Here is a 23,565-nt window from a genome sequence, read left to right on the forward strand (position 1 = left end):
GACCGACGGTCCGGGGAACAGCAGGAGCGCGAACGGCCGGCGCAGGACGATCACCGTGGCCGGGTACCTTCCCCCGCCCGGCCCGAACGCGACGCTGACCCACCCCTACCGGCCGACTATCAGAATGACCATCGAGCAGACCGGGCCTCCGGCACCGGAACACCACCCCCGCCCCACGTGGCCCCCTTCCTGTCCGTCCGCCGTGGCCCGCCCCGTCCGCTCCGGACGCCCCGCGGCGCCCACCACCCCTGCCGTACCTGGCCTGACGCAGCACCACCGCCCGCTGCCGACGACGCGGCGCACCCGGGAAGGCAACCCCGGGCCGCTGCCCGCAAGATCCCCCGAAAGGAGGACAGGGCTCCGGGAACCTCCCGGGACGACCGACACCCCGGACCTCCGCGCAGTCCGGGCCCGAGCGGGATTCCACCGGCCCGGCCAGGCGTGCACCGGTCACGGAGCGGCGTACTTCGTTCGGGTGAGCAGGGGGAATCCGGGCTCGTGCCCGGCCGGCCGTCTGACATCGTGTGCCGTGCGCCGGAGGTCATCGGGCCGAGGTAGGGCCTGAGGAACGCCCGGCGTGAGGGGGGCGCCGGGTGACCGGCGAGCAGCGCCGGCACGGAACCGGTCGGACAGGCCGGGCCGTTCGCGGTGCGACCGCCGGTGACACTCCGCGTCGCAGGAGGCCGGTGGCATCGCGTTCTCCCGCTCCCGGCCACAGCACCGGGCAGCGCCCCGCCTCCGCCCCTGCGCACGGTCGCAGGCCCGCCCCCTTCACCGCCCTTGGAGCCACGCTCGTGCACGTCGCCCTCACCGGCGCCACCGGATTCCTCGGACTGCGCCTGTTACGCCGCCTGCTCGACACGCACAGGTCGGTGACGGTCCTGGCCCACGCGGGCTCCGGGAACGCCCTGGACCGCATCACCCGCTTCTTCGAACTGACCGGTGCGCCGCAGGCGTTCACGGCCGGACTCCCCACCCGGCTGCGGGTCGTGGAGACCGACCTCTCGCTGCCGCGGCTGGGACTGTCCCGGCGGACCTTCCAGAAGCTCGCCGACGGCCTCGGCGCGCTCTGGCACAGTGCGGGCAGCATCAACCTGGAAGGGCACCTTCCGGAGCTGCGCCGGACCAACGTCGAGGGGACCCGGCACGTACTGGAGCTGGCGGCAGCGGGCCGCCGAAAGCCTGTGGTCCATCACGTGAGCACCGCGTTCGTGGCCGGGGCCCGGCGCGACAGCGTGGCGTACGAGGACGAGCTGGACGACGCCTCCGGCTTCGAGAACGCCTACGAACAGTCCAAGTACGAGGCCGAGCTGCTGGTTCACGCGTGGTCCCGGGAGCACGGCCGCCCCGTCCTGGTCCTGCGGCCGAGCATCCTGGTCACGGACCTGCCGCCGCATCCCGAGCTGCCCTCCCACCCGTTGATGGTCATCGAGCGGATCCTGCGCGAGGCGCGGCACGCCGCCGGCCCTCCGAGCCAGGGCCAGGGGAGAGACACGGCGCCGGGCGGCATTCCCGGAGCCCGGGAACGCGGACCCCGCAGTCCCGGCCCGGCGGGCCGGCCCCGCGTCCGGGCGGTGGGGCATCCGCACGGCCGGCTGAACCTGCTGCAGGTGGAGCACGCGGCCGACGTCATGGTGCGGCTGGCCGGGCGGACGCCCTCGGGCGGGGTCGACACCTACCACGTCGTCCATGACCGCGATGTGCCTGTCTCGACGCTCGTGGCCCTGCTGGAAGAGCTGGCCTCGCTGTCGATCGATCTGGTCGCCACCCGGCCGGACGCCCCGTCGCCGGTGGAAGCGGTGCTGGACTTCTACCCCGGCATGACGGCCTACCTCGCCCACCGGCGGCGGTTCGACGACACCCGGGTCAGGACCCTGCTGGGGCCGTCGGCGGTCTCCGCCCCGGTGGGCCTCGACTATCTCCGGTCCGGCCTGGACCCCCGCGACGGGGCTCTCCGGGAGTGGCCCCTCACGCCCCCTCACGCCCCGCTCTCCGCCCGTCCGGTCTGACCCTCGCACGTCCTCTCCCGCTGGAGCCCTTCCTTGTCCGTCCGCACCGCTCCCGGCTCACCCACCATGTCCCCGCCGGCCTTCTCGCCCGAGGGGATCGCCGCCCGTGCCCGGCGGATCCGGGAACCCGTCCACGTCGTCAGCGGGCCGGACGGCCGCGAGATGGGGCTCGCGGCCGGGCCCGCACCCGGCGGCCGGGTGCTCGGCACGCTTCCGTCGCTCTATCCCGAGTGGCTCGGTGGACGCGTCTTCTGCGAGGCGCACGGTGTCCGCTTCCCCTATGTCGCCGGTGAGATGGCGAACGGCATCGCCACCACTCGGATGGTCTCGGCCATGGCCCGGGCGGAGATGCTCGGGTTCTTCGGCGCGGGCGGTCTGGGTTACCCCGAAGTGGAACGGGCCGTACACGAACTGGTCCACGAGCTGGGGGAACGTACGAACTGGGGCGTCAACCTCATCCACTCACCGGCCGAGCCGGCACTGGAGTCGCACGTCGCCGAACTGCTGCTGCGCCGCGGTGTCCCCCGGATCTCCGCGTCGGCCTTCATGGAGCTGACCCCCTCCGTCGTGCTGTGCTCGGCCCGCGGGCTGCGCAGGGGAGCGGACGGCTCCGTGGTCCGGCGTACGCATGTACTCGCCAAGGTCTCCCGGCCCGAGGTCGCCGAGAGGTTCCTCTCCCCAGCCCCGGCCGCCCTGCTGGATGCCCTCGTCACCCAGGGGAAGCTGACCCCGCAGGAGGCGGAGCTGGCGGCCCTGGTGCCGGTGGCCGAGGACATCACCGTGGAGGCGGACAGCGGCGGGCACACCGACAACCGGCCGTTGTCGGTGCTGCTGCCGAGGATCGCCGCCCTGCGCGACGTGCTGTGCCGGCGGTTCGGCTACCGCCGGCCGGTCCGGATCGGTGCGGCGGGCGGCCTCGGCACACCGGACGCGGTGGCCGCCGCCTTCGCCCTCGGCGCCTCCTACGTGGTCGTGGGTTCGGTGAACCAGACGGCCACCGAGGCCGGCCTGTCCGACGCCGCGAAGGCGATGCTCGGTGAAGCGGACATCGCCGATGTGGCCATGGCGCCGGCGGCAGACATGTTCGAGCTCGGGGTGAAACTGCAAGTGCTCTCCCGGGGGACGATGTTCGCCCAACGTGCCGGCCGGCTCCACGCGGCGTACCGGAACCACGCTTCACTGGAGGAGATCCCGGCCGCACTGCGCGCCTCGATCGAACGCGACGTGCTCCGTGCCCCGTTCGAGGTCATCTGGCAGCGCACACGCGCCTTCTGGGAGCAGCGTGACCCGGCGGAGATCACCCGTGCGGAGGCCGACCCCAAACACCGTATGGCCCTGGTCTTCCGCTGGTACCTGGGCGGTTCCAGCCGGTGGGCGATCAGCGGGGACACCTCGCGGCGGGCCGACTACCAGATCTGGTGCGGGCCCGCGATGGGCGCGTTCAACCGGTGGGTGGCGGGCACGTTCCTGGCCGACCCGGCGCACCGCTCCGCAGTACAGATCGCGCTCAACCTGCTCGAAGGTGCCGCCGTGCTCACCCGCGCCCACCAACTGCGCACCTACGGCGTCCCGTTGCCTCCGGAGGCGTTCACCTACACCCCGTGCGAGCTGGCATGAGCGGCACCGGCGCCGCCGAGGCGCCCGCAACCGACGCCCGACCCCGAGGAGCGACCGTGTCCGGCTCCACCCCCACCGCTCGCCAGGTCCCCGTCGCCGTGGTCGGCGTGGGAGCCCTGGTGCCCGGCGCGACGGACGCGGCCGGCTACTGGCGGCTCGTGACCGGCGGCCACGACCTGATCACGGAGGTGCCGGCCTCCCGCTGGCGCGTGGAGGACCACTACGACCCGGACCCTGCGGCCCCCGACAAGACGTACGCCCGCCGGGGCGCCTTCCTCCCCGAGGTCGACTTCGACCCGATGGCCTACGGGGTGCCCCCCGCCAACCTGTCGGCGACGGACACCTCCCAGCTGCTCGCCCTGCTGGTCGCCGACCAGGTGCTGAAGGACGCCGGCGGTCCGGAAGGGGTGGACCGGGACCGGACCGGCGTGGTGCTGGGCGCCGCCGCCCTGGAACTCCTGCCGCACATGTACGGGCGCGCCCAGCGTCCGGTGTGGCTCGCGGCGCTGCGGGAGAGCGGAGTCGACGAGGCCGGGGCGCAGGCCGTCTGCGACCGCATCTCGGCCCGTTTCGCGCCGTGGCGGGAGTCGACCTTCCCCGGGCTGCTCGGCAACGTCGTCGCGGGCCGGATCGCCAACCGGTTCGATCTCCACGGCATCAACCACACCACCGATGCCGCCTGCGCCAGCTCCCTGGCGGCCCTGTCCACGGCGGTCGGCGAACTGTCGCTCGGCCGGGCCGACCTGGTGATCAGCGGAGGCGTGGACACCGGTAACGACATCGGCATGTTCCTCTGCTTCTCCAAGACCCCCGCCTTGTCCCCCACCGGAGACTGCCGGCCGTTCTCGGCCGACGCCGACGGCACCATGCTCGGCGAAGCGGTCGTCATGTACGCCCTGAAGCGGCTGTCCGACGCGGAGCGGGACGGTGACCGGATCCACGCGGTGATCCGGGGCATCGGCAGCTCCTCCGACGGCAGGAGCACGGCGATCTACGCCCCCCTGCCCGGCGGCCAGGCGCGTGCCCTGCGCCGCGCCTACGAGGAGGCGGGTTACGGACCGGACACCGTGGAGCTGGTGGAAGCACACGGGACCGGCACCAAGGCCGGGGACACCGCCGAACTGGCCGCCCTCGGCGAGGTGTTCGGCGCATCAGGCCGGACGGACGGGCCGTGGTGCGCGATCGGTTCGGTCAAGTCGCAGATCGGCCACACCAAGTGCGCGGCGGGGGCGGCGGGGCTGCTCAAGGCCGTCATGGCCCTGCACCACAAGGTGCTCCCACCGACCGTCAAGGTCGACCGGCCGAACCCGGCGGCAGCCGCCCCGGACGGTCCCTTCTACGTCAACACGGAGACCCGCCCGTGGGTGCGGCCCGCCGGGCACCCGCGCCGGGCGGCGGTGTCGAGTTTCGGCTTCGGCGGCAGCAACTTCCACGTCACGCTGGAGGAGTACGTACCCTCGGGCGCCCGGGGGCGTACAGCCCTGCGCCACCGCTCCGTGCCCGGCGAACTCGTCCTGTTCAGCGGCGCCTCCCCGTCCGGCCTGGTGCCTCCGCCGACGGAGGACGGCCGGTCGCTGGCCGCGCTCGCCCGGGAGAGCCACGCCGCCTTCTCCCCCGCCGCACCGGTGCGGCTGGCCGTCGTCGCCACCGATACCGAGGACCTGCGGGAGAAGTACGCCCAGGCGGTCGCACTGATCCGCCGGCGCCCCGGCGAAGCGTTCTCCACCCCCGCCGGCGTCCGGTACGCCCACGGGGAGGCCGCCCCCGGCCGCGTCGGCTTCCTGTTCCCCGGGCAGGGCTCCCAGTACGTCGGGATGGGGGCCGGCCTCGCGATGCTGGCGCCTGCCGCCCAGGCCGTGTGGGACCGGCTGGGCGGTGCCCGCTTCGACGGGCGGCCCCTGCACCGGGTCGTGTTCCCGCCGCCCGCCTTCAGCGATGAGGAGCGTGCCGCCCGGCGGACCCTGCTGGACGCCACCGAGTGGGCGCAGCCCGCGCTGGCGGTGCACGCCCTCGCGCTGCTGGAGGTGGTGCGGGAGCTGGGGCTGCGGCCGGACTGCGCGGCGGGCCACAGCTTCGGTGAGCTGGTGGCACTGCACTGCGCCGGTGTGCTGGACGCCGGGTCGCTGGTGGGTCTGGCCCGTCGCCGCGGTGAGTTGATGCGGGACGCGACGGGCACCGCGGGCGCGATGCTGGCGGTAGCGGCGGACCGTGCCCGGGTGGAGAACGTGCTGGCCCGTGACGGGTCCGGCGGCATCTGGCCGGCCAACCACAACTCCCCGCGGCAAATCGTGCTGTCGGGGTCGGCGGAGGCTGTCGCGCGCGCCGAGAAGGCGTTCTCCGCCGAGGGGATCGGCACGCGTCGGCTGGCCACGTCGACGGCCTTCCACAGTCCGCTGGTCGCCCCGGCCGTGGAACCCCTGGCCGCGTACCTGAGCGCGGTGCCGCTCACGGGGCCCGCGTTCGAGGTCTTCGGCAGCGCGGACGCGGCGCCCTATCCGTCGTCGCCCGGCGAGGTGCGCCGCCGGATCGCCGAGCAGGCCGCCTCACCTGTGCTCTTCCAGGACCAGGTCGAGGCGATGTACGCGCGGGGGGTACGGACGTTCGTCGAGGTCGGTGCGGGCGCCGCGCTGACCGGCCTGGTCGCACAGATCCTCGGCGACCGTGAGCACGCCGCCGTCGCCCTGGACCGGCCGGGCCGGTGCGGAGCCGACACCCTGCATGCCGCGCTCGGCGAACTCGCCGTACGCGGTGTCCCTCTCGATCTCGACCGTCTCTGGGCACCGTACGCCCCGGCCGGAACCTCAGCGAAGGAGCGCGAGCCCCGAATGACCGTGAAGATCAGCGGAGCCAACCACCGTCACCTCGACCCGCCGAGCGCCCCGGTCGCCGGAGCCTCGCCCGTTTCGGCCGCCGGGCCGGAACACGGGCCACAGCCCGGCCCCGCACACCGGTACGCGTCCGGCGCCCCGGCGGATCCCGTGCCGGAGCACGCCGCTTCCCTGGTCCACGCCCCGCGGCCCCCGGCGTACGGGACGGCCGACTCGCCCTGGCGGCCGGAGCCGGAGGCCGAACCGGTGCACGAGGCCGGTACGCCGTACGGCGCCGGGGTTCCGAGCGTCGCCGGTGGTGACTGGTTCACGGCCGTCGAAGCGGTCCAGCGACAGACGGCGGAGGCTCACGCGGCCTGTCAGCGCATGCTGACGGACAGCCATATGACCTTCCTGCGGATGACGGAGACGACCCTGGCCGCGATGCTCGGGGTCCCGCCCGCGAGGGGGACCACGGACGTACCGGCTCCCCCGGCACCGCTTCCGCTCCCCCGCTCCTCGTCGCCGCGGCCGGAGCCGGAGCCTGCTCCTGCTCCTGCTCCTGCTCCTGCTCCTGCGGTACCCGCTCCGGGTGCGACCGGGATGCCGGCAGCAGCACCCGCCTCCGTCCCCGCCGCGCCGTCGCCCCCTGCTCCCGCACCCGCGCCCTTGCCTCTCGGTCCCGCTCCCGATCCCGGTCCCGGTCCGGCCGACGGTGCGGAGCCCCTGTCACCGGCGGAGCTGGAGGAGTTGCTGCTGTCGGTGGTGGCCCGCCTCACCGGCTACCCCACCGCCATGCTCAACGTGGACATGGAGCTGGAGGCGGACCTGGGCGTCGACTCCATCAAGCGCGTCGAGATCCTGTCGGCCGTACGCCGGCAGGTGGGTGACATGGCGACGGGAGACGTCAGGCACCTCGGCAAGCTCCGTACGCTGCGCGAGATCGTCGAGGCGCTCACCGCCGACGCCCCGTCTCCCGGAACATCTGCGCCGGACAGCCGTGCGGGCGCTCCCGCCGTACCGGAGGACCGCGGGCATGCCGGTTCCGCCGGAGCTCCCCAGGCCTCCGCCCTTCCCGAAGGCGCCGGGCTGCCCGCCCCGCGCACCGGGTCCGGCGGCGAGACGCCCCTGACGAGGCTGGTGCCGTGCGCGGTGGAGGCGCCGGCGTCCGGACTGGTGACGGCGGGACTGCTGGACGGGCCGGTCGTGGTGACCGGCGGGGGCACGGAGGAGTGCCTGCTCGCCGGCCTGGTCGCGCGGGCATTGACGGAACGCGGCGTGGACGCCGCCGCCGTGACCGAGGTACCCGCAGAGGCACGCGGTGTCATCCATCTCGGCGGGCTGACGGCGGACGGCACACCGGACGGGGCACGGGAGGTCCACCGGTCGGCGTTGCGCGCGGCGCGCGCGGTGGCGGCACAACCGGCGTCGGGGCACAGGCTGTTCGTAACCGTCCAGGACACCGGAGGTGATCTCGGGCTCTCGGGCCGGGCGCCCGGCCGCGCCTGGCTGGGCGGGGCCGCCGGCCTGGCCAGGACCGCGGCGAAGGAGTGGCCGGACGCCTCGGTCAAGGTCGTCGACTGCGAGCGGGGCGGCCGGAGCGACGAGGAGGTCGCCGGGGTGATCGTGCGGGAACTCCTCGAAGGCGGGGCCGACCTGGAGGTGGGCCTCCGCGCCGACGGCACCCGCACCCTCGTGCGGATGGTGCCCGAGCCGGTGAAGCCCGGCGACAGGCGGCGGATCACCTCCGCATCGGTGATCGTCGCCACCGGAGGGGCCCGCGGGGTGACCGCCGCGGCGCTGCTCGGCCTGGCCAGGACCCACCGCCCGCGGATCGTGCTGCTGGGCCGGACAGAACTGGCGCCCGAACCCGCGGGGCTGGCGTCGGCGTCCGACGAGCCGGCACTCACCCGCCTGCTCGCGGAGCGCTGTGCCGGGGAGGCGGCGGACGCCTCGCCCGCCCGGCTCGCGGAGCGGGCCCGGGAGATCCTGGCCGTGCGCGAGGTGCGGGCGACGCTGGCGGCTCTGGAGGAGGCCGGGTCACCCGTCCGCTACGTCCGGCTGGACGCCCGCGACGGTGACGCCCTGGCGGCGGCGCTGCGCGACGTACGCGAGACGTGGGGACCGGTCACCGGCGTCGTGCACGGCGCGGGTGTGCTGGCCGACAAGCTGATCGCCGACAAGACCGACGAGCAGGCCGAGCTGGTGATGTCCACGAAGGTGAACGGTCTGCGGGCGCTCCTGGCGGCGACGGCGGACGACCCGCTGGACACCATCTGCCTGTTCTCCTCGGTGGCCGCCGTGTTCGGCAACCCGGGGCAGAGCGACTACGCCATGGCCAACGAGGTGCTCCGCCAGGTCGCCTCGGCCGAGCAGGCCCGCCGCCCCGGCTGCCTGGTGCGGTGCGTGGCCTGGGGCCCCTGGCAGGGCGGCATGGTCACGCCCTCCCTGGCCGCGCACTTCGGCCGGTCCGGGGTCCCGCTCATCCCTCTGGAACAGGGCGCCGCGGCCTTCACGGCCGAGCTGGACGGCACCGCCGGTGAGCCCCTCGTCGTCCTGGCGGCGGGTGACGACCCGTCGGCCCCGGCCGGCGGTCCGCGCCGAGCACAGGTGCTGGTCCACTCCGACGTCCTGCCGCAACTGGCCGATCACATGCCCGCCGGGGTGCCCGTGCTGCCCGTGGCACTGGTCCTGGACTGGTTCGCGGGTGCGGCCACGGCATGGCTGCCGGCTGCCGGGCCGCTCGCCCTGCGTGATCTGCGGGTCTACAGCAAGTACGCCCTGCCGGAACTGGCCGGAGCGGGCCACCGGCTCACCGTGCTCGCCGGCCGGGACGTGCCGGCTTCGCCGTCGGGCCTGGAGGCGGAGCTGCGGGACGGGGACGGGCCGGCGTACTTCCGGGCCGTCCTGGACACCTGGGCCGGGGAGCCCGACGCGTCCGCCTGGGACACCCCGGACGGCCTGGAGCCGTTCGGCCGGACCGCGTGGTACGACGGGGAGGTCCTCTTCCACGGTCCCCGGTTCCACGCCCTGCGCACGGTGCGCGGTGTCTCGGAGCACGGGGCCGAAGCGGCCGTCGCGGGTCTGCGCGCCCTGGACTGGGCCGGTGAACACTGGACGGTCGACCCGGCCGCCGTGGACGGGGCCCTTCAACTCGCCCTGCTGTGGGGCGAGTCCGTGCTCGGGGCGGCCACGCTGCCGATGGCCGTCGCCGAGTGCAGGGTGCACCGGCGCGGTCCGGTGGACGGCATCGTGCGGTGTGTGGTGCGGGGCCGTAAGGCGCACGACACGGGGGCGCGCTGCGACGCGGCGCTGATCGACGCCGACGGGTCCGTCCGGTTGGAGCTGATCGGCGTCGAACTCGTCCGCCGTCCCTCCTGACCCGGCTCCCCGCCTGCAGTGAAGTGAGATCCGCATGACCTTCGAACCGATCGCCGTCGTCGGCCGGGGCTGTGTGCTGCCCGGCGCGCTTGACCCGGACACGTTCTGGGAGAACATCGCCGCCGGCCGCACCAGTCTGTCGGCCGCCCCGGCGGACCGGTGGCGGCTGCCGCACCGCTGGGCCATGGGCTCGGTGGACGACCACCTCGACCGCACCTGGACCGATGTCGGCGGTTACGTCGAGGGGTTCGAGTCCGTCTTCGATCCGAGCGGCTTCCGCGTCGCCCCGGAGCGGATCACCTCCCTGGACCCGCTCTTCCACTGGGTCCTGTACGGGGCGCGTCAGGCGCTCGCCGAAGCGGGCCGCACCGGCCCGCTGCCGCGCGGGGGGCTGGTGCTGGGGAACCTGTCGTACCCCACGGCGGCCGGGACGGTCTTCGCCGAACACGTCTGGCTGTCCGCGCAGCGGCCCCCGCTCGACGCCGCCCTCCTGACGGGCGGTCGCCGTGCGCGCCCCGATGCCCGCAACCGCTTCTCCTCAGGGCTGCCCGCCCGGCTCGCGGCCCGGGCGCTCGGGCTCGGCGCGGGGGCGTGGTCCCTCGACGCCGCCTGTGCCTCCTCGTTGTACGCGGTCAAGCTGGCGTGCGACCGGCTGCACGACGGCACGGCCGACCTGATGGTGGCCGGAGCGGTGAGCCGCCCCGATCCGCTCTACCTCCACGTGGGCTTCTGCGGGCTCTCCGCGACGAGCCGCACGGGACGCAGCCGCCCCTTCCACCGGGAGGCGGACGGGCTGGTGCACGGGGAGGGTGCCGGGTTCGTCGCCCTGATGCGGCTGGCCGAGGCACGCGCCGCCGGCCTGCCCGTGCTCGGCGTCATCCGAGGGGTGGGGCTCTCCAACGACGGGCGCGGCTCCGGACTGATCAGCCCCTCGGAGGAGGGTCAGGTCCGGGCCATGCGCCTGGCGTACGCGAGGGCGGGCGTCGCTCCCGAGTCGGTGTCGCTCGTCGAGTGCCATGCGACGGGGACCCCGGTCGGTGACGCGGTCGAGGTGCGCGCCATGGCCCGGATCTTCGGGGCGGGCGATGACGTACCCATCGGTTCGGCGAAGTCGAACGTCGGCCACCTGCTGGCCTCGGCAGGCGTGGCCGGTCTGCTGAAAGTGCTCGGTGCGCTGCGGGCGGGGGTCCGTCCGGCGACGCTGGGGGCGCAACGGCCACTGGACGCACTGTCCGGCACGCCGTTGCGGGTGCTCACGGCCGCGGAGGAGTGGGCGGGACCGCGCAGGGCGGCGGTCAGCGCCTTCGGGTTCGGCGGGACCAACGCCCATGTGATCGTCGAGCCCGCGGACGCCGGACTCCCGTCCGCCGTGCGGCCGGGGCACGGCCCGGGGTCCGCCGTCCGCCGCGGCGGGCCGGCCACCCCTGCCCGCACTCCGGCACCCGGCGGGCCGGACTCGCACACACCGGTGGCGATCGTCGCCGTCGGTGCCCGGGTCGGCGAGGGCGCGTCCGCCGAGGACTTCCGCCAGGCGGTACTGGGCGGTGAACGGCGCGGTCCCGCCACGGAGATCGCCGTGGAACTCGCGGACCTGTGCTTCCCGCCGCTGTCCCTGGAGCGGACCGTGCGTCATCAGCTCCTGGTGCTGGAGGCCGCCCGGGAGGCCGTACGGACGGTGAGCCTGCCCCGCGAGCGGACCATGGTGGTCATCGGTACGGGGGTGGACCCCGAGGTGGCCCGTGCGGGTGCCCGCTGGCGGGTTCCGTACTGGTTGGAGCAGGCGCGGGCGGCGGCCGTCACCGTCCCGTCGGCGGAACTCGCGCGGGAGGCGTTCGCCCCGCCCATGACGGCGGAGGGGGTGGTGGGCAGCATGCCGAACCTGGCGGCGAACCGCATCAGCACCCAGCTGGATCTGGCGGGCCCCGGGTTCACGGTGTCCGCGGAGGAGGCGTCCGGGCTGGTCGCGCTGGAACTCGGGGCGAGGGCCGTCCGGTCGGGGGAGGCCGACGCCGCTGTGGTCGGGGCCACCGACCTGTCCTGCGAGGCGGTCCACCGGGCCGCCCTGCGGGAGCTCGGGTGCGAGGGCGAGCCCGGGGACGCGGCCGTCGTCCTGGTCCTCAAGTCCCTGGACACCGCGCGCCGGGACGGCGACACCGTCGTCGCCCTGCTGGACGAGGGGGGCACCGAGGAGCCCGACATGGTCATCGGTGACGGCCCCGGCGCGATGTTCGACCCGGCGTCGGCCTTCGGTCGTGCCCATGCCGCGTCCGGGCTGGTCTCGGTCGCGGCCGCGGCGCTGTCGCTCCAGCACCGCTCGGTCCCCTGTACGGGCGGACCCGCGGACCCCGCGGCCGTGGCCCGCACCGCCCGGGCCGTGGTCACACCGCTCGAAGGTCCCCCTGTGGATGTACGGCTGCGCGCGGGGGACGCCCTGCCGTGGCTGCGGGGCGCCGCTCCGCGTCTGCACGTCTTCTCCGGGGCCGACCGCCGCGAGGTGCTGGCCGCGCTGGCCTCCGGTACGGAGTCCTCGGCCGGTCCGGCCCGGCTGGCCCTCGTGGTCGACGGCGGCGCTTCGGCGGCCGGCCGGCGGGAAGCGGCCCGTCGCTGGCTGACGGAGGGTGGGGCCCGCCCGGCCGGGGTGCGGTACCGGGACCGGCCGGTCACCGGGCAGACCGCCTTCGTGTACACGAACGGCTCGGCCACGTATGCGGGGATGGGCCACGAGCTGATGCTCGCCCTGCCGTCACTGGGCGAGGCCGTCCGCGAGGGGCACCGGGCGATCGGTACCCGGCTGCGGTCCCGGACGGAGCCCGGGGTGCTCGACCAGATCTGGGCCGCCGCCGAACTGGCCGTCTTCCACACCGTGTTCAGCCGCGAGGTGCTCGGGATGCGGCCGGACGCCGCACTCGGGTACTCCTCGGGCGAGTCGACCGCGCTGGTCGCGCTGGGAGCCTGGCCGGACGCCGCGGGACTGTACCGCGCCACCCGGGACAGCGGTCTGTTCACGACCGAACTCACGGGAGAGCTGCGGGCGGTGCGCCGTTACTGGCAGCGGCGGGGCATCCAGGGGTCCCGGTGGTCGAGCTACCTGGTGAACGCGCCCCTGGACGCCGTCCGCGCCGAGCTCGCCGCCGAATCCGCGGTACATCTGTTGGCGGTGAACGCGCCTGATGTCTGCGTCATCGGTGGGGAGTCCCGCGCCTGCGCGGCCGTCGTGGCCCGGATCGGCTCGGACCGGGCGATCCTGCTGGACTACGACATGGCGGCCCACGCACCGGAGTTGGGTGAGGTACGGGAGGTGTGGCGCGAGACCCACCACCGTCCCACCGTCGACGTGCCCGGGGTCCGGTTCTACAGCGGGGCCACCGGGCGGGCGTATCGGCCGACGGCCGAACGGGCCGCCGAGGCGCTCACCGCTCAGGGCCTCGGCACGATCGACTTCGCGGCCACGGTCGAGCAGGCGTGGGCGGACGGTGTCCGGGTCTTCGTGGAGCACGGCCCCCGGAGGCTGTGCACCGGCTGGATCAAGCGGGTGCTCGGCGACCGGGAGCATGTGGCCGTCGCGCTGGACACCCCGGGGGACACCGGGCTGCGGCAGCTGTGCCTCGCGGTCGCGGAACTCGTCGTCGCCGGAGTGCCGGTACGGGCGGATGAGTTGTTCGCCCGGCTCGCCGGGGCCGCGACGGAGCTGCCGCGTCCTGGTCCCACCGTCACCGTTCCCGTACCCCCTTCTCCGCGCCTGCCGCCTCCGGAGCCCGCTGTGACCGTTCTGCCCCGGGCCCCCGAACTGGCCCCGGTACCGGAGCGGGGTCCCGTCCTGCCGGCCCGTTCCACCACCGGGCCGGACCGGCATTCCGACCGTCCCGCCGCTCCGGCGGTTCAGGGGTCCGGTCGCGCCGTCGCACCGGCCACCGTGGCCGCCGTGCCCTCCCCCGGTGCTGGGGAAGGGCGGTCCCGGCCGGCGGCCGGAGGCGCGCGGGGGCCGGCGGCCGTCGCCCGGCAGGCTCTGCGCGTCGCCGCGCTGCACCAGGAGGTCATGGCGGCGCACGTCGAGGCCCACCAGCGGTTCCTGCGGGTGTCCGCGCTGGCGGTCACAGGGCTGACGGCCGTCGGCCTTACCGGGCCCGGTCCCGTACGGCCGCCCGGCCCGGCCGCACCGCGTCCGGCCACCGGGCCCCCGCGCCCGGTCCTCCTGCCGTCTGCACCCGGCCGTCCGGCCTCTGCCCCGCTACCCGCTCGCCGCGCGGAGGCGGCGCACGCGGAGACGGCACACGCGGAGACGGCGCACGCGGAGACGGCGCACGCCGGAGCCACGCCGGTGTCGGCCACGAAGCCGGGGCCGGCCTTCGACCGTGCCCAGCTGGAGTACCTCGCCTCCCACGAGATCTCCACCCTGTTCGGTCCGCGCTTCGCCGAGCAGGACGGATACGCCGTGCAGACGCGCATGCCCGAGCCGCCCATGCTCTTCGCCGACCGGGTCACCGGCATCGACGCCGTGCCCGCGGGCCTCGCCCTGCCGGGTCCGGTCCGCACGGACGGGAGGATCTGGACGGAGACCGACGTCCTGCCCGGCAGCTGGTACCTGGACTCCACGGGCCGCATGCCGGCCGGCCTGCTGATCGAGGCGGGTCAGGCCGATCTGCTGCTGCTCAGCTGGCTGGGTGTCGACCTCCTCAACCGGGGCGAGCGCGCCTACCGGCTGCTCGGCTGCGAGGTGACGTTCCACGGCGGCCCGCCGCAGCCCGGCGAGACGCTGTGCTTCGAGATCCATGTCGACGGCCACGCGGAGGCCGACGGAGTCCGGCTGGCCTTCTTCCACTACGACTGCTTCGTGGACGGCGAGCTGCGGCTCAGTGTCCGCGACGGACAGGCCGGGTTCTTCACCCCTGCGGAACTCGCCGGCAGCGGCGGTGTCCGCTGGGATCCCGCCGAGCACGCACCCGGCGACGGCCTGCCGCTCGACCCGCCGGCCGTGCGCTGCGGACGGACCCGTTTCGGCGCGGACCAGGTGCGGGCCCTGGCGGAAGGGCGGCCTGCGGACTGCTTCGGGCCCGGCTGGGAGGCGACAGCGGCCCACGTCCGCTCGCCCCGTCTCGACGCGGGACGCCTGCGGCTGCTGGACGAGGTCACCGTGTTCGATCCGGTCGGGGGGCCGTGGGGCCTGGGATATCTGCGCGCCGAGACCGCGTTGTCGCCGGACGACTGGTTCTTCACCGGCCACTTCAAGAACGACCCGTGCATGCCGGGCACCCTGATGCTCCAGGGCGGCGTCCAGGCGATGGCGTTCTACCTGACGGCCATGGGCTTCACCGTCGACCGGGACGGCTGGCGCTTCGAACCGGTCGGCGGGCACCCCTCCAGGGCGATGTGCCGGGGCCAGGCGACCCCGGAGGACCGGCGGGTCGTCTACGAGGTGTTCGTACGTGGTGTCTCGGCCGGGCCGGTGCCGACGCTCCACGCGGACGTCCTCGGCTCGGTGGACGGGGCGAAGGCGTTCCTGGGCCGTGACATGGCGCTCCGGCTGGTACCCGACTGGCCGCTCTCGCACTGGCGGCACACGGGACCGCCCCCCGTCCAGGCCGGCGGAGTACCGGTGCCGCTCCCGCGGCTCGGCGAACCGGCGGAGCCCCGGGACGAGAAGCCGGTGGCCGTGGCGGCCGACGGATTCCCCTTCGACCACGCCTCGCTGCTGGCATGCGCCTGGGGAAGGCCGAGCGAGGCGTTCGGTGCCATGTACGAGCCGTTCGACGGCACCCGCAGGGTGGCCCGGCTCCCCGGCCCGCCGTACCACTTCATGAGCCGGATCGTGTCGGTGGACGGGCCGCAGGGCGGGATGCGGGAGGGCAGCGTCGTCGTCGCCGAGTACGACGTGCCCGCCCGGGCGTGGTACTTCGAGCAGAGCGGTGGCCGCACCATGCCGTTCGCCGTCCTCATGGAGGTCGCGCTGCAGCCCTGCGGATGGCTGGCCTCGTACGTGGGCAGCGCGCTGACGAGCGAGGCCGACCTGCTGTTCCGCAATCTCGACGGGTCGGGGACGGTCACCGGCGAGGTCACCCCCACCACGCGTACGGTCCGCACCACGGCGGAACTGACGCGCGTGTCGAGCAGCGAGGACGTGATCATCGAGTCGTTCCGGGTGACGTGCACCGCCGACGGCGTGCCCGTGTTGTCGCTCTCCACGGTCTTCGGCTACTTCCCGCGGTCGGCCTTCGAGGACCAGCAGGGACTCACGACGTCGGCGGACAGCCGGGCCCGGCTCGGCGCACCCTGTGGCCGTACCGTCGATCTGACCACCCGTCCGGTCCGCTACTGCGCCGGGGAGCCGCGCCTGCCCGGTCCGATGCTGCTGATGCTGGACCGGATCACGGGTCACTGGCCGGACGGTGGCAGCGCGGGTCTCGGCAGGCTACGGTCGGAGAAGGACGTCCGGCCGGATGCCTGGTTCTTCCGCGCCCACTTCTTCCAGGACCCGGTGCAGCCCGGCTCGTTGGGGATCGAGGCCATGTGCCAGTTGCTCCAGTACCACCTGCTGGAGAGCGGCGCCGCCGACGGCGTCCCCCGCCCCCGGTTCGAACCGGTGCTGCCCGGCCGCGAGACGGTCTGGACGTACCGAGGCCAGATCACCCCGGCCAACCGGCTGATCCGGGTGGACATGGACATCGTGGAGAGCGGTACGGACACGCGGGGACCCTATGCCGTGGCGGACGCCTCGCTGTGGGGCGACGACACCTGCATCTACCGGGTGCGGGGGCTGGGCATGCGCGTGGTGCCGCAAGAGGCACCCGTGCCGTGAGCCGCCCGGGACCGGAACCGCAGGGCGCCCGTACGGTGCCGCGTCGGCACTCGCCGCGTGCACCTCACCGGGAGCCGAACGCACGGCCTCCGCCGGCCCGTCCGGATCAGGCGGACGGGGCGGCGGAGGCGTCGGTGGGTGCGGCGGCTCGCTACGGCGTCACCCTGTTGCCGCCGAAGCTCACGACGAGGGAGCCGTCGGCGGCGAAGGACCAGTCCATGGGCCCCGAGTACGGGGAGCAGGCCGGACCGTTCGCGCCGGTCCAGAACTGGTTGGAACCGTCAGCGTCGCCCACGGTCTTGTCGTTGGACCCGTCGCCGGCGCGGCACGAGACGTTGTCACGGAACACCGACGTGCCCTTGTCGAACGAGAAGTTGCGCTCGGCGTTGTCGATGCTGACGTTGTCCGACACCTTCATCGAGCCGGGGTTGCTGTTGTAGGTGAACCCGTGGTGGCCGTTGTCGTAGGCGATGTTGCGCCGGACGATGTGGTCGACCTTGATGCCGTCGCCGCCGAGTTTGTAGCCGTTGCGGTCGCCGTTCGCGTTCACGGTGCCGTCGGAGAGGGTGCCGTTGCCGTAGGCAAGGGAGTCTTCGATGGTCACCGGGCCGATGGGGCCGGTCTCCGACTTGGTGTAGAGGTCCCAGCCGTCGTCGATGTTGTGGTGGGACACGGTGTAACGGAAGACGTTCCCGGGGCCCGAGGTGAGCTTGGAGGCGAAACCGTCGGCGTCCTCCCCGTCGGAGTCGGCGTTGTCGTGCGACTCGGAGCTCAGGATGAGGTTGTCGGCCGGCCACTGGTCGTGGGGTGTGTCGGAGGCGATCCGCGAGATCTGCAGGCCCGAGTCGTGGTTGAAGCGCGTCACGACCCGTTCGATGACGTTGTGGCTGCCGCCGACGAAGATCCCGTTGTCTCCGGCGTGCTGCACGACGATGCCTTTGACGTGCCAGTACGTTCCGTTGACGGCCAGTCCGCGATTGGCCGGGGCCTCCGCCATGGCCGAGAAGTCGAGGACCGGCCTCTCACCCGGGTAGGCGGAGAGCGTCGTGCGGGCGCTCGGCGTACCGCCGCTGCCTGGCGGGATGGTGACGGTGGCGGAGTAGGAGTACGTCCCGCCGCGGAGGTAGATCGTCCCGCCGGACGCGACACGGCTGATGGCGGAGGACAGCGTGGTCGGGTCGGACTCGGTCCCCGCCGCGCCGTCGGTGCCACCCGGCGCCACGTACAGGGCGCCGGCGGCGAGCCGTACCGGGGCGACGGTCGCGTGCGCCTCGGCTCCATGGGGGGCGGGCACGGCCTGGGCCATGGTGGCGGAGAGAGTGAGGAGCGAGCCGGCCAGCAGGCCGGCACACGAGAGGACGGGCTTGATCTTCTGCATCGTTCGTCTCCAGGTCGGTTGATCCGTCCGATCAGGCGGGTTGATCCGTCTGACCAGTGGGGGGAGAAGCGAATCCAGGAAGCGGGAGAGGGAAGCGGGCCCACGAACGCCCATGAACCGGCCGGCACCCGGCGTCGGTTCGCTCGGGGTACGCCCGGGTGGTGCCTTCAGGTCGTCGCACGGGGTCCGGTCCTCCCTTCCTTCTGCGGCTCGGGATATGACGGGCCTCCTGTTCCGGTCCCTGAACAGGCGGTCGGCTGATTACCTCACCGCAGATGGGGCAAGCGCTTTCTAAGCACCTTCCAGGAAGGTAAATGCATGACGTGCTCGCGTCAATGGACGTGTACATGATTTCTGTTCACAACAATGAACATGCCGCAGAGAGCCCTTGCCGGGTGACGCCGCTTCCCCGAGTCGAGTGACGGTGGATGCCACGGAAGCGCGAGGAAGTAGCCCGAGGCAGTCGCGACCATCGGCCGGGGCCTCCGGGGGAGAAGCCGGCCGGCGCCGGGTGACGGAGGTCGGGCCGTGCCGGGACGTGGGGCAGGAGGTGCTCGCGCAGGGCACGCGGCGGTTCACCCCGTCGTACTCCACGACCGGCAGGGTCACCGGGACGGCCCCACCCGTCTGCGATGCGGCCCACGGCACGGCGCCACCCGCCTGCGGTGCGGCCCGAGTGAAGCTGCCCCACGGGGCCGTACGACCATGCGGTCGTCCCCCTCAGCGGCTTCGCCGCCTCATCCGGCCGGGGGGACGCGCGGGCGCAGGCGTTCGCCCTGCGGGCCGAACATGATCAGGTACTCGACCGGTTCCCCGGAACCGGCGTTCGCCACTCCGTGGGCGGTCCGGGTGTCGAACTCGGCCACCTCGCCCGCGGAGAGGACGACGTCCTGCTCGCCGAGCGCCAGCCACAGCCGCCCGTACAGAACGCACAGCCACTCGTACCCGTCATGGACGACCTGCCGTGGCCGCGGGGGCGGTCCGTCCACGGGCGGCAGGACGTGCTTATGGGCGTGCAGGCCTCCGACGTAGTGGGTCAGCGGGAGGACCGCCTTGCCGTCGCCGCGGCCCCGCGCAGCGCGCAGTTCCTGCCCGCTCCCGGCGGGCGAGGCCGGTCTGCTTTCGGCGGCGGGCGCGGTGCCGGTCAGTTCGTCCAGGGAGAGTCCGTACGCTCTCGTCAGCCGCAGCAGCACCTCCAGCGTCGGCGTACGCCGGCCGGTCTCGATCCGGGACAGGGTGCTGAGGGAGATGCCGGTCGCGCGGCTCACACCGGTCAGCGAGTCGCCGCGGCGCTCGCGCGCGGCCCTCAGCCGCGGCGCCATCATGGCCAGCGCGTCCGCTACGCCGTCGTCGCTCACGCGTTGCCCCGCCTCCTTCCCGCAACCGCCGCCACGCCCCTGTCCTGCCAGTTTGCCAGACTGGCAAGGGTGGTCGCGTCGGTCGGCCCCCGCAGCGCATCATCGGTGTGCCACCGCGGCCATCCCGCATTCCGAGGAGAAGAACCATGCCCCAGTCCCCATCGTCGGCAGGCCCGCTCCACCGCACCGTCGAAGCGCCGGCCGGGCGGCTGCACCTGGTCGAGCAGGGCACCGGGCCGCTGGTCCTGCTCGTGCACGGCTTCCCCGAGTCCTGGTACTCCTGGCGCCATCAACTCCCGGCCCTCGCCGCGGCGGGGTACCGGGCGGTCGCCCCGGACGTGCGCGGCTACGGCCGCTCCTCCAGGCCCGCCGCGACGCACGCGTACCGCATGCTCGACCTGGTCGAGGACAACGTCGCCCTGGTGCACGCCCTCGGCGAGGAGCGGGCGGTGGTCATCGGACACGACTGGGGATCGAACATCGCGGCCACCTCGGCCCTGCTCCACCCCGGCGTCTTCCGCGCGGCCGGACTGCTGAGCGTCCCCTACGCACCGCCCGGCGGCCCCCGCCCCACCGACGTCTTCGCCCGGATCGGCGGCCCCGAGCAGGAGTTCTACGTCTCCTACTTCCAGGAACCCGGCCGCGCCGAGGCCGAGATGGAACCCGACGTCCGGGGGTGGCTCGCGGGCTTCTTCTCCGCGCTGTCCGCCGACACCATGCCGGGCCCCGGCGAGCTCGACCCGCACTTCGTGGCCCGGGGGACGGGACGGCTGCGCGACCGTTTCCCGGCGGGCCCGCTTCCGGCCTGGCTGACCGAGGACGATCTCGACGTGTACGCCGGGGAGTTCGAGCGCACCGGAATGACCGGGGCCCTCAACCGCTACCGCTCCATGGACCGCGACTGGGAGGACCTCGCCGCGTACAACGGCGCCCCGATCAAGCAGCCCTCCCTGTTCATCGGCGGCGGTTCGGACGCCTCCACGACCTGGATGGCCGACGCGATCGACGCGTTCCCGGACACGCTCCCCGGCCTGGTCTCCTCGCACATCCTCGACGGCTGCGGCCACTGGATCCAGCAGGAACGCCCGGAGACGGTCAACCGCCTTCTCACCGCCTGGCTGGCCTCCCTCCGGGACTGATCCCCGGTGGGCCGGCCCGTCGCCTCGGTAGGCAGTGTCTTCGTACGTGCGGTGTGTTCGTGGGTGACGGCAGATGCCGTCTCCGGTTCCTCCTCCGGAGACGCCGGCTTCGCCGGGCGTGGACCGGCTTGGTCACCGCGCCGACCTCGATGCCGTTCCTCGCCGTCGGCCCCGCAGGACTGACAGGCATTCCCATCCGCCCCATCGTCCAGGCCGCCGCGCTCGGCGCCTTGTTCCGCTACCTCGCCGAACGACGGGCCCACGGCATCGAGAGCGGTGTCAGCAACGCCTGACCTCACGGGAGTTACCCCATCCGGCGCCACGGCCTGCCATCGAATGCCGTGTCCGCGTCAGAGGTGGCCACCACGAGCCGACTGTCGCATGCGGCACAGTCGGCAGCCTCTGCATTGTCATAGCCTCCTGGCACCATGATCGGCATGAGTCAGACAACTGGTCCTGAAGAGAATGACATTGGCGGTGCGCTGACCACGCCGGAGGAGTGGCGTGTCTTCCTGGAGCGATACGGCGAGCTGTACGTCAAGGCCCGCGCCGACGAGGAAGAGCTGGTCGATCTGCTGGACGCCGATCAGCTGGAGGCTCTGGACCGAGGGGAGCGGATCGTGCCGTGGCTGGGTGGAGCCGCTGCCCGGGAGGCGGCTCTGGTGGCATCCGAGGAGCGACTCGGGATCCAATTCCCACCCAGCCTGCGGGGGTTCTTCCTGGCAAGCGACGGGTGGACGAGCCTCGATGCCTACGTGGACGGTGTCCATTCCTGCGACCGCGTCGTGTGGATGCGGGACAGCGAGCCCGGCAGACGCGTGACCGAGACCTACGAGTCGATACCCGGCAACGAGGACGATGTCCAGTTGTTCCGCCGGTCCGTCGAGATCGCCCGGGGAGAGGACTTCTGGCTGCTCGATCCAACTGACGTCGGGCCGGACGGCGAGTGGGCCGCCTACGAGTTCGCACCGAAGTACGGCGACCCGACCAAGTACCCCAGCTTCTTCGCGCTCTTCCACTCCGGATACGAGGACATGGAGGAGGATACGGACGAGGACATGGACTGAGTCGGTCCGTCAGCCTCCACGCCCACGTCAGGAGCTGTCCGGGCGATCAAGGATCCGGTCAGGGTGACTCGGCGGAGGGACCGGATGAGTGCTGGGGAGATGAGTCGCGCGGAGGCGGTCGCGCTCGTGCAGCGGATCATGGACGCGGACTGCGCCTCGGACGACGAGGTGGACGGCTGGCTGGACAGGCTGGACAGAGCTCTGGCATGCCCGTCCGGACATGTCGGGGAGTTGATCTTCTGGCCGCCGGAGCGGGAGCTTTCGGCTGACGAGGTGGTCGATCGGACACGGGCGTATCGGCCGATCGCTCTGTGACGTCGGAATTCAAGTCCCCCAAGCCTTCCCGCTACCGGTACATCAGCGCGCGGCGTCAGATGCGGTGCATCGCAATGCGAAGGAGCGTCCGCCCACTGGATGTATGCGGACGTTCCGACCACGCGAGGTGCCGTGGCTGTCGTCGCGCGCCCGCCGGCGATCGCGGCACAGCCCTTAGCAGCGGCGGCGGGCCCGGGGCTCGGCAGCAGCGCACGCCAGTGGTACCTCAGGGGAGAAACTCGAAGAACGGACGGTCGGGTGCGAGGTTGCGGGAACACAGCGTCACGTCCTCTCCCCTGAGATAGGCGAGCAGCCAGGCGCCGAATGTCATCTCGTAGAGAGTCCACGCCGGGCTGTCGAACTCCTGGACCAGGACCCGCCACGGCGAGGAGCCGTCATCGGGAACGCGGAGGAAGACCGCCTCGCCCGTCGTCGCCGTGGCCACCGGTATCAGCTCCCCGGGACCGGCCCCCACCGGGCCGGGCAGAAACTCCCGCATGTCCTCCTCTCGCCAGAGCTCGAGGTCCTGCCTGATCATCACGCCGAGGTTGTGCAGAAGATGGTCGGCGGGATGCTTCAGATACAACTGCCCGTTGACCGAGACCGAACCGTAGGCGTCCACGATCTCGCGGAAGTCCGAAGGGAACTCGATACCGAGTTCCCGCTGGAGTGCGGTCCAGGGAGCCGGATCCGACCAGTTGAACCTGGGTTCGCCCAACAGGGCTTCCATCTTCGCGAGATCTGTCACCACGATGCCCCTTCCGACCGATCCCGACCCACTTTACGACGGGGATACGACAGCCCTCCTGCGTCCGAGGGGAGCGGCGGACCACAGCCGGGGACTCGGCACCAGCAGAGGCTCCAGGGGACGCGTGGCGTGGCCCGTGGCGACGCACCGACGTGGGCCGGATGTACGCGTGGTGCCGGTACGCGTACGAGGCTCACAGGGTGACGCTCGTCCGGGGACGAGCGTTGGGCCACGGAGGCATGCGGTGAGTTGCGCCGACGGCGGGGACAACGAAGACGGCACCGCGGCGCGGGCCGCGGACAAATCCGGGCGGGGCGTGATCGTCGCCTTCGGGCAGAGCATGAAGACGCTGCGGGTGCGGGCGGGGATGGAGCGCGGGGAGTCGCGACGCCGTGTCCTATGCGGCGCCGGGGCCATCGAGGAAGCGATGCAGTACGGCGGCCTCCGTGCGGAGCCGAGCGGCCCGGTCAGCGTGCGCGGGCGCGGTCAACTGCGCTGCAACCTCCAGTCGCTCGGCGGCCTCGGCGCGCACGATATCCATCACAGTGCGCTCGCTCAGCTCACGCCGCGCCGCTTCGGTGGTGCCGACACCAACCGGCGCATGCTCAAGGGCCACGCCGCGAAGCTCAGCTTCGTCGACGGGCACCGCCTCGGCGTTGTCCAGCGCAGCAAGCGTTGCGCGCAGGGCGCTCACCGCGGCCTTGTCACGGGCGCGCATCGCTTCCGGCAGTGCTTGACGCATGCGAAGACGTAGAGACATGCCGGTGACCTTACGGCGGCCCCGCCGAACCCACAACGCGATACACGTGCGCCACCGAACTTCCCGCCAGGTGAAGCGCTACGCACCGACAACACGTCACTCCTCCGCCCGCGTCACGGCCCTCCTGTGTCCGTCAGCCCGGTCCGCTGTCCGCTGCGTCGTGCGCTGGGCCAGATACGTCAGCGCACCACCT

At 73.3% G+C, this 23,565-nt stretch carries 12 protein-coding genes; 8 read left to right on the plus strand and 4 right to left on the minus strand.

Annotated elements, in window-relative coordinates:
- Positions 1–794: 794 nt before the first annotated feature.
- From ACH4VO_RS11765 to ACH4VO_RS11780, 4 genes are all read left to right on the plus strand, one after another.
- The gene (locus ACH4VO_RS11765; RefSeq protein ID WP_360988357.1) at positions 795–2,009 is read left to right on the plus strand and encodes an SDR family oxidoreductase; all 1,215 of its coding nucleotides are present in this window, start codon (positions 795–797) and stop codon (positions 2,007–2,009) included.
- A gap of 66 nt (positions 2,010–2,075) precedes the next feature.
- Positions 2,076–3,626, plus strand: coding sequence for a PfaD family polyunsaturated fatty acid/polyketide biosynthesis protein (locus ACH4VO_RS11770; RefSeq protein ID WP_360988359.1), 1,551 nt, complete (start codon positions 2,076–2,078; stop codon positions 3,624–3,626).
- Entirely contained in the window at positions 3,623–9,814 is a 6,192-nt protein-coding gene (locus ACH4VO_RS11775) for an SDR family NAD(P)-dependent oxidoreductase (RefSeq protein ID WP_398440933.1), read from the plus strand. The genes ACH4VO_RS11770 and ACH4VO_RS11775 overlap by 4 nt, the downstream gene beginning before the upstream one ends.
- Positions 9,815–9,848: 34 nt before the next feature.
- A complete protein-coding gene (locus tag ACH4VO_RS11780) occupies positions 9,849–16,607 on the plus strand; it encodes a beta-ketoacyl synthase N-terminal-like domain-containing protein (RefSeq protein ID WP_360987985.1) in 6,759 nt (2,252 codons plus the stop codon).
- 151 nt (positions 16,608–16,758) lie between these two features.
- Here the strand turns inward: ACH4VO_RS11780 and ACH4VO_RS11785 are convergent, their stop codons facing one another.
- Both ACH4VO_RS11785 and ACH4VO_RS11790 read right to left on the minus strand, forming a co-directional pair.
- On the minus strand, positions 16,759–17,985 hold the full coding sequence (locus ACH4VO_RS11785) for a right-handed parallel beta-helix repeat-containing protein (RefSeq protein WP_360987987.1): 1,227 nt from the start codon (positions 17,983–17,985) through the stop codon (positions 16,759–16,761).
- A gap of 737 nt (positions 17,986–18,722) precedes the next feature.
- Positions 18,723–19,343 carry a helix-turn-helix transcriptional regulator gene (locus ACH4VO_RS11790; protein ID WP_360987989.1) on the minus strand — a complete coding sequence of 207 codons (621 nt, stop codon included), beginning with the start codon at positions 19,341–19,343 and terminating at the stop codon, positions 18,723–18,725.
- A 146-nt stretch (positions 19,344–19,489) separates the two neighbouring features.
- Here ACH4VO_RS11790 and ACH4VO_RS11795 point away from each other — a divergent pair, with 146 nt between their 5' ends.
- The 4 genes from ACH4VO_RS11795 to ACH4VO_RS11810 all read left to right on the plus strand — a co-directional run bounded on the left by ACH4VO_RS11795 (position 19,490) and on the right by ACH4VO_RS11810 (position 21,864).
- Entirely contained in the window at positions 19,490–20,482 is a 993-nt protein-coding gene (locus tag ACH4VO_RS11795; protein ID WP_360987991.1) for an alpha/beta hydrolase, read from the plus strand.
- 128 nt (positions 20,483–20,610) lie between these two features.
- Entirely contained in the window at positions 20,611–20,775 is a 165-nt protein-coding gene (locus ACH4VO_RS11800; protein ID WP_360987993.1) for a hypothetical protein, read from the plus strand.
- A 135-nt stretch (positions 20,776–20,910) separates the two neighbouring features.
- Positions 20,911–21,549 (plus strand): SMI1/KNR4 family protein, encoded by a 639-nt coding sequence (locus ACH4VO_RS11805; RefSeq protein ID WP_360987995.1) that lies wholly within the window; start codon positions 20,911–20,913, stop codon positions 21,547–21,549.
- Between the two features lie 84 nt (positions 21,550–21,633).
- Positions 21,634–21,864 carry an e9imm peptide gene (locus ACH4VO_RS11810; protein ID WP_360987997.1) on the plus strand — a complete coding sequence of 77 codons (231 nt, stop codon included), beginning with the start codon at positions 21,634–21,636 and terminating at the stop codon, positions 21,862–21,864.
- Positions 21,865–22,090: 226 nt separating this feature from the next.
- On the opposite strand, the gene ACH4VO_RS11815 is transcribed toward ACH4VO_RS11810, so the two are convergent.
- Both ACH4VO_RS11815 and ACH4VO_RS11820 read right to left on the minus strand, forming a co-directional pair.
- Positions 22,091–22,612 (minus strand): SMI1/KNR4 family protein, encoded by a 522-nt coding sequence (locus tag ACH4VO_RS11815; RefSeq protein WP_360987999.1) that lies wholly within the window; start codon positions 22,610–22,612, stop codon positions 22,091–22,093.
- Positions 22,613–23,009: 397 nt separating this feature from the next.
- Positions 23,010–23,330 carry a hypothetical protein gene (locus ACH4VO_RS11820; RefSeq protein WP_360988361.1) on the minus strand — a complete coding sequence of 107 codons (321 nt, stop codon included), beginning with the start codon at positions 23,328–23,330 and terminating at the stop codon, positions 23,010–23,012.
- Positions 23,331–23,565 lie beyond the last annotated feature (235 nt).

This window comes from Streptomyces sp. NPDC020780, assembly GCF_044334475.1.
Classification (GTDB): Bacteria; Actinomycetota; Actinomycetes; order Streptomycetales; family Streptomycetaceae; genus Streptomyces.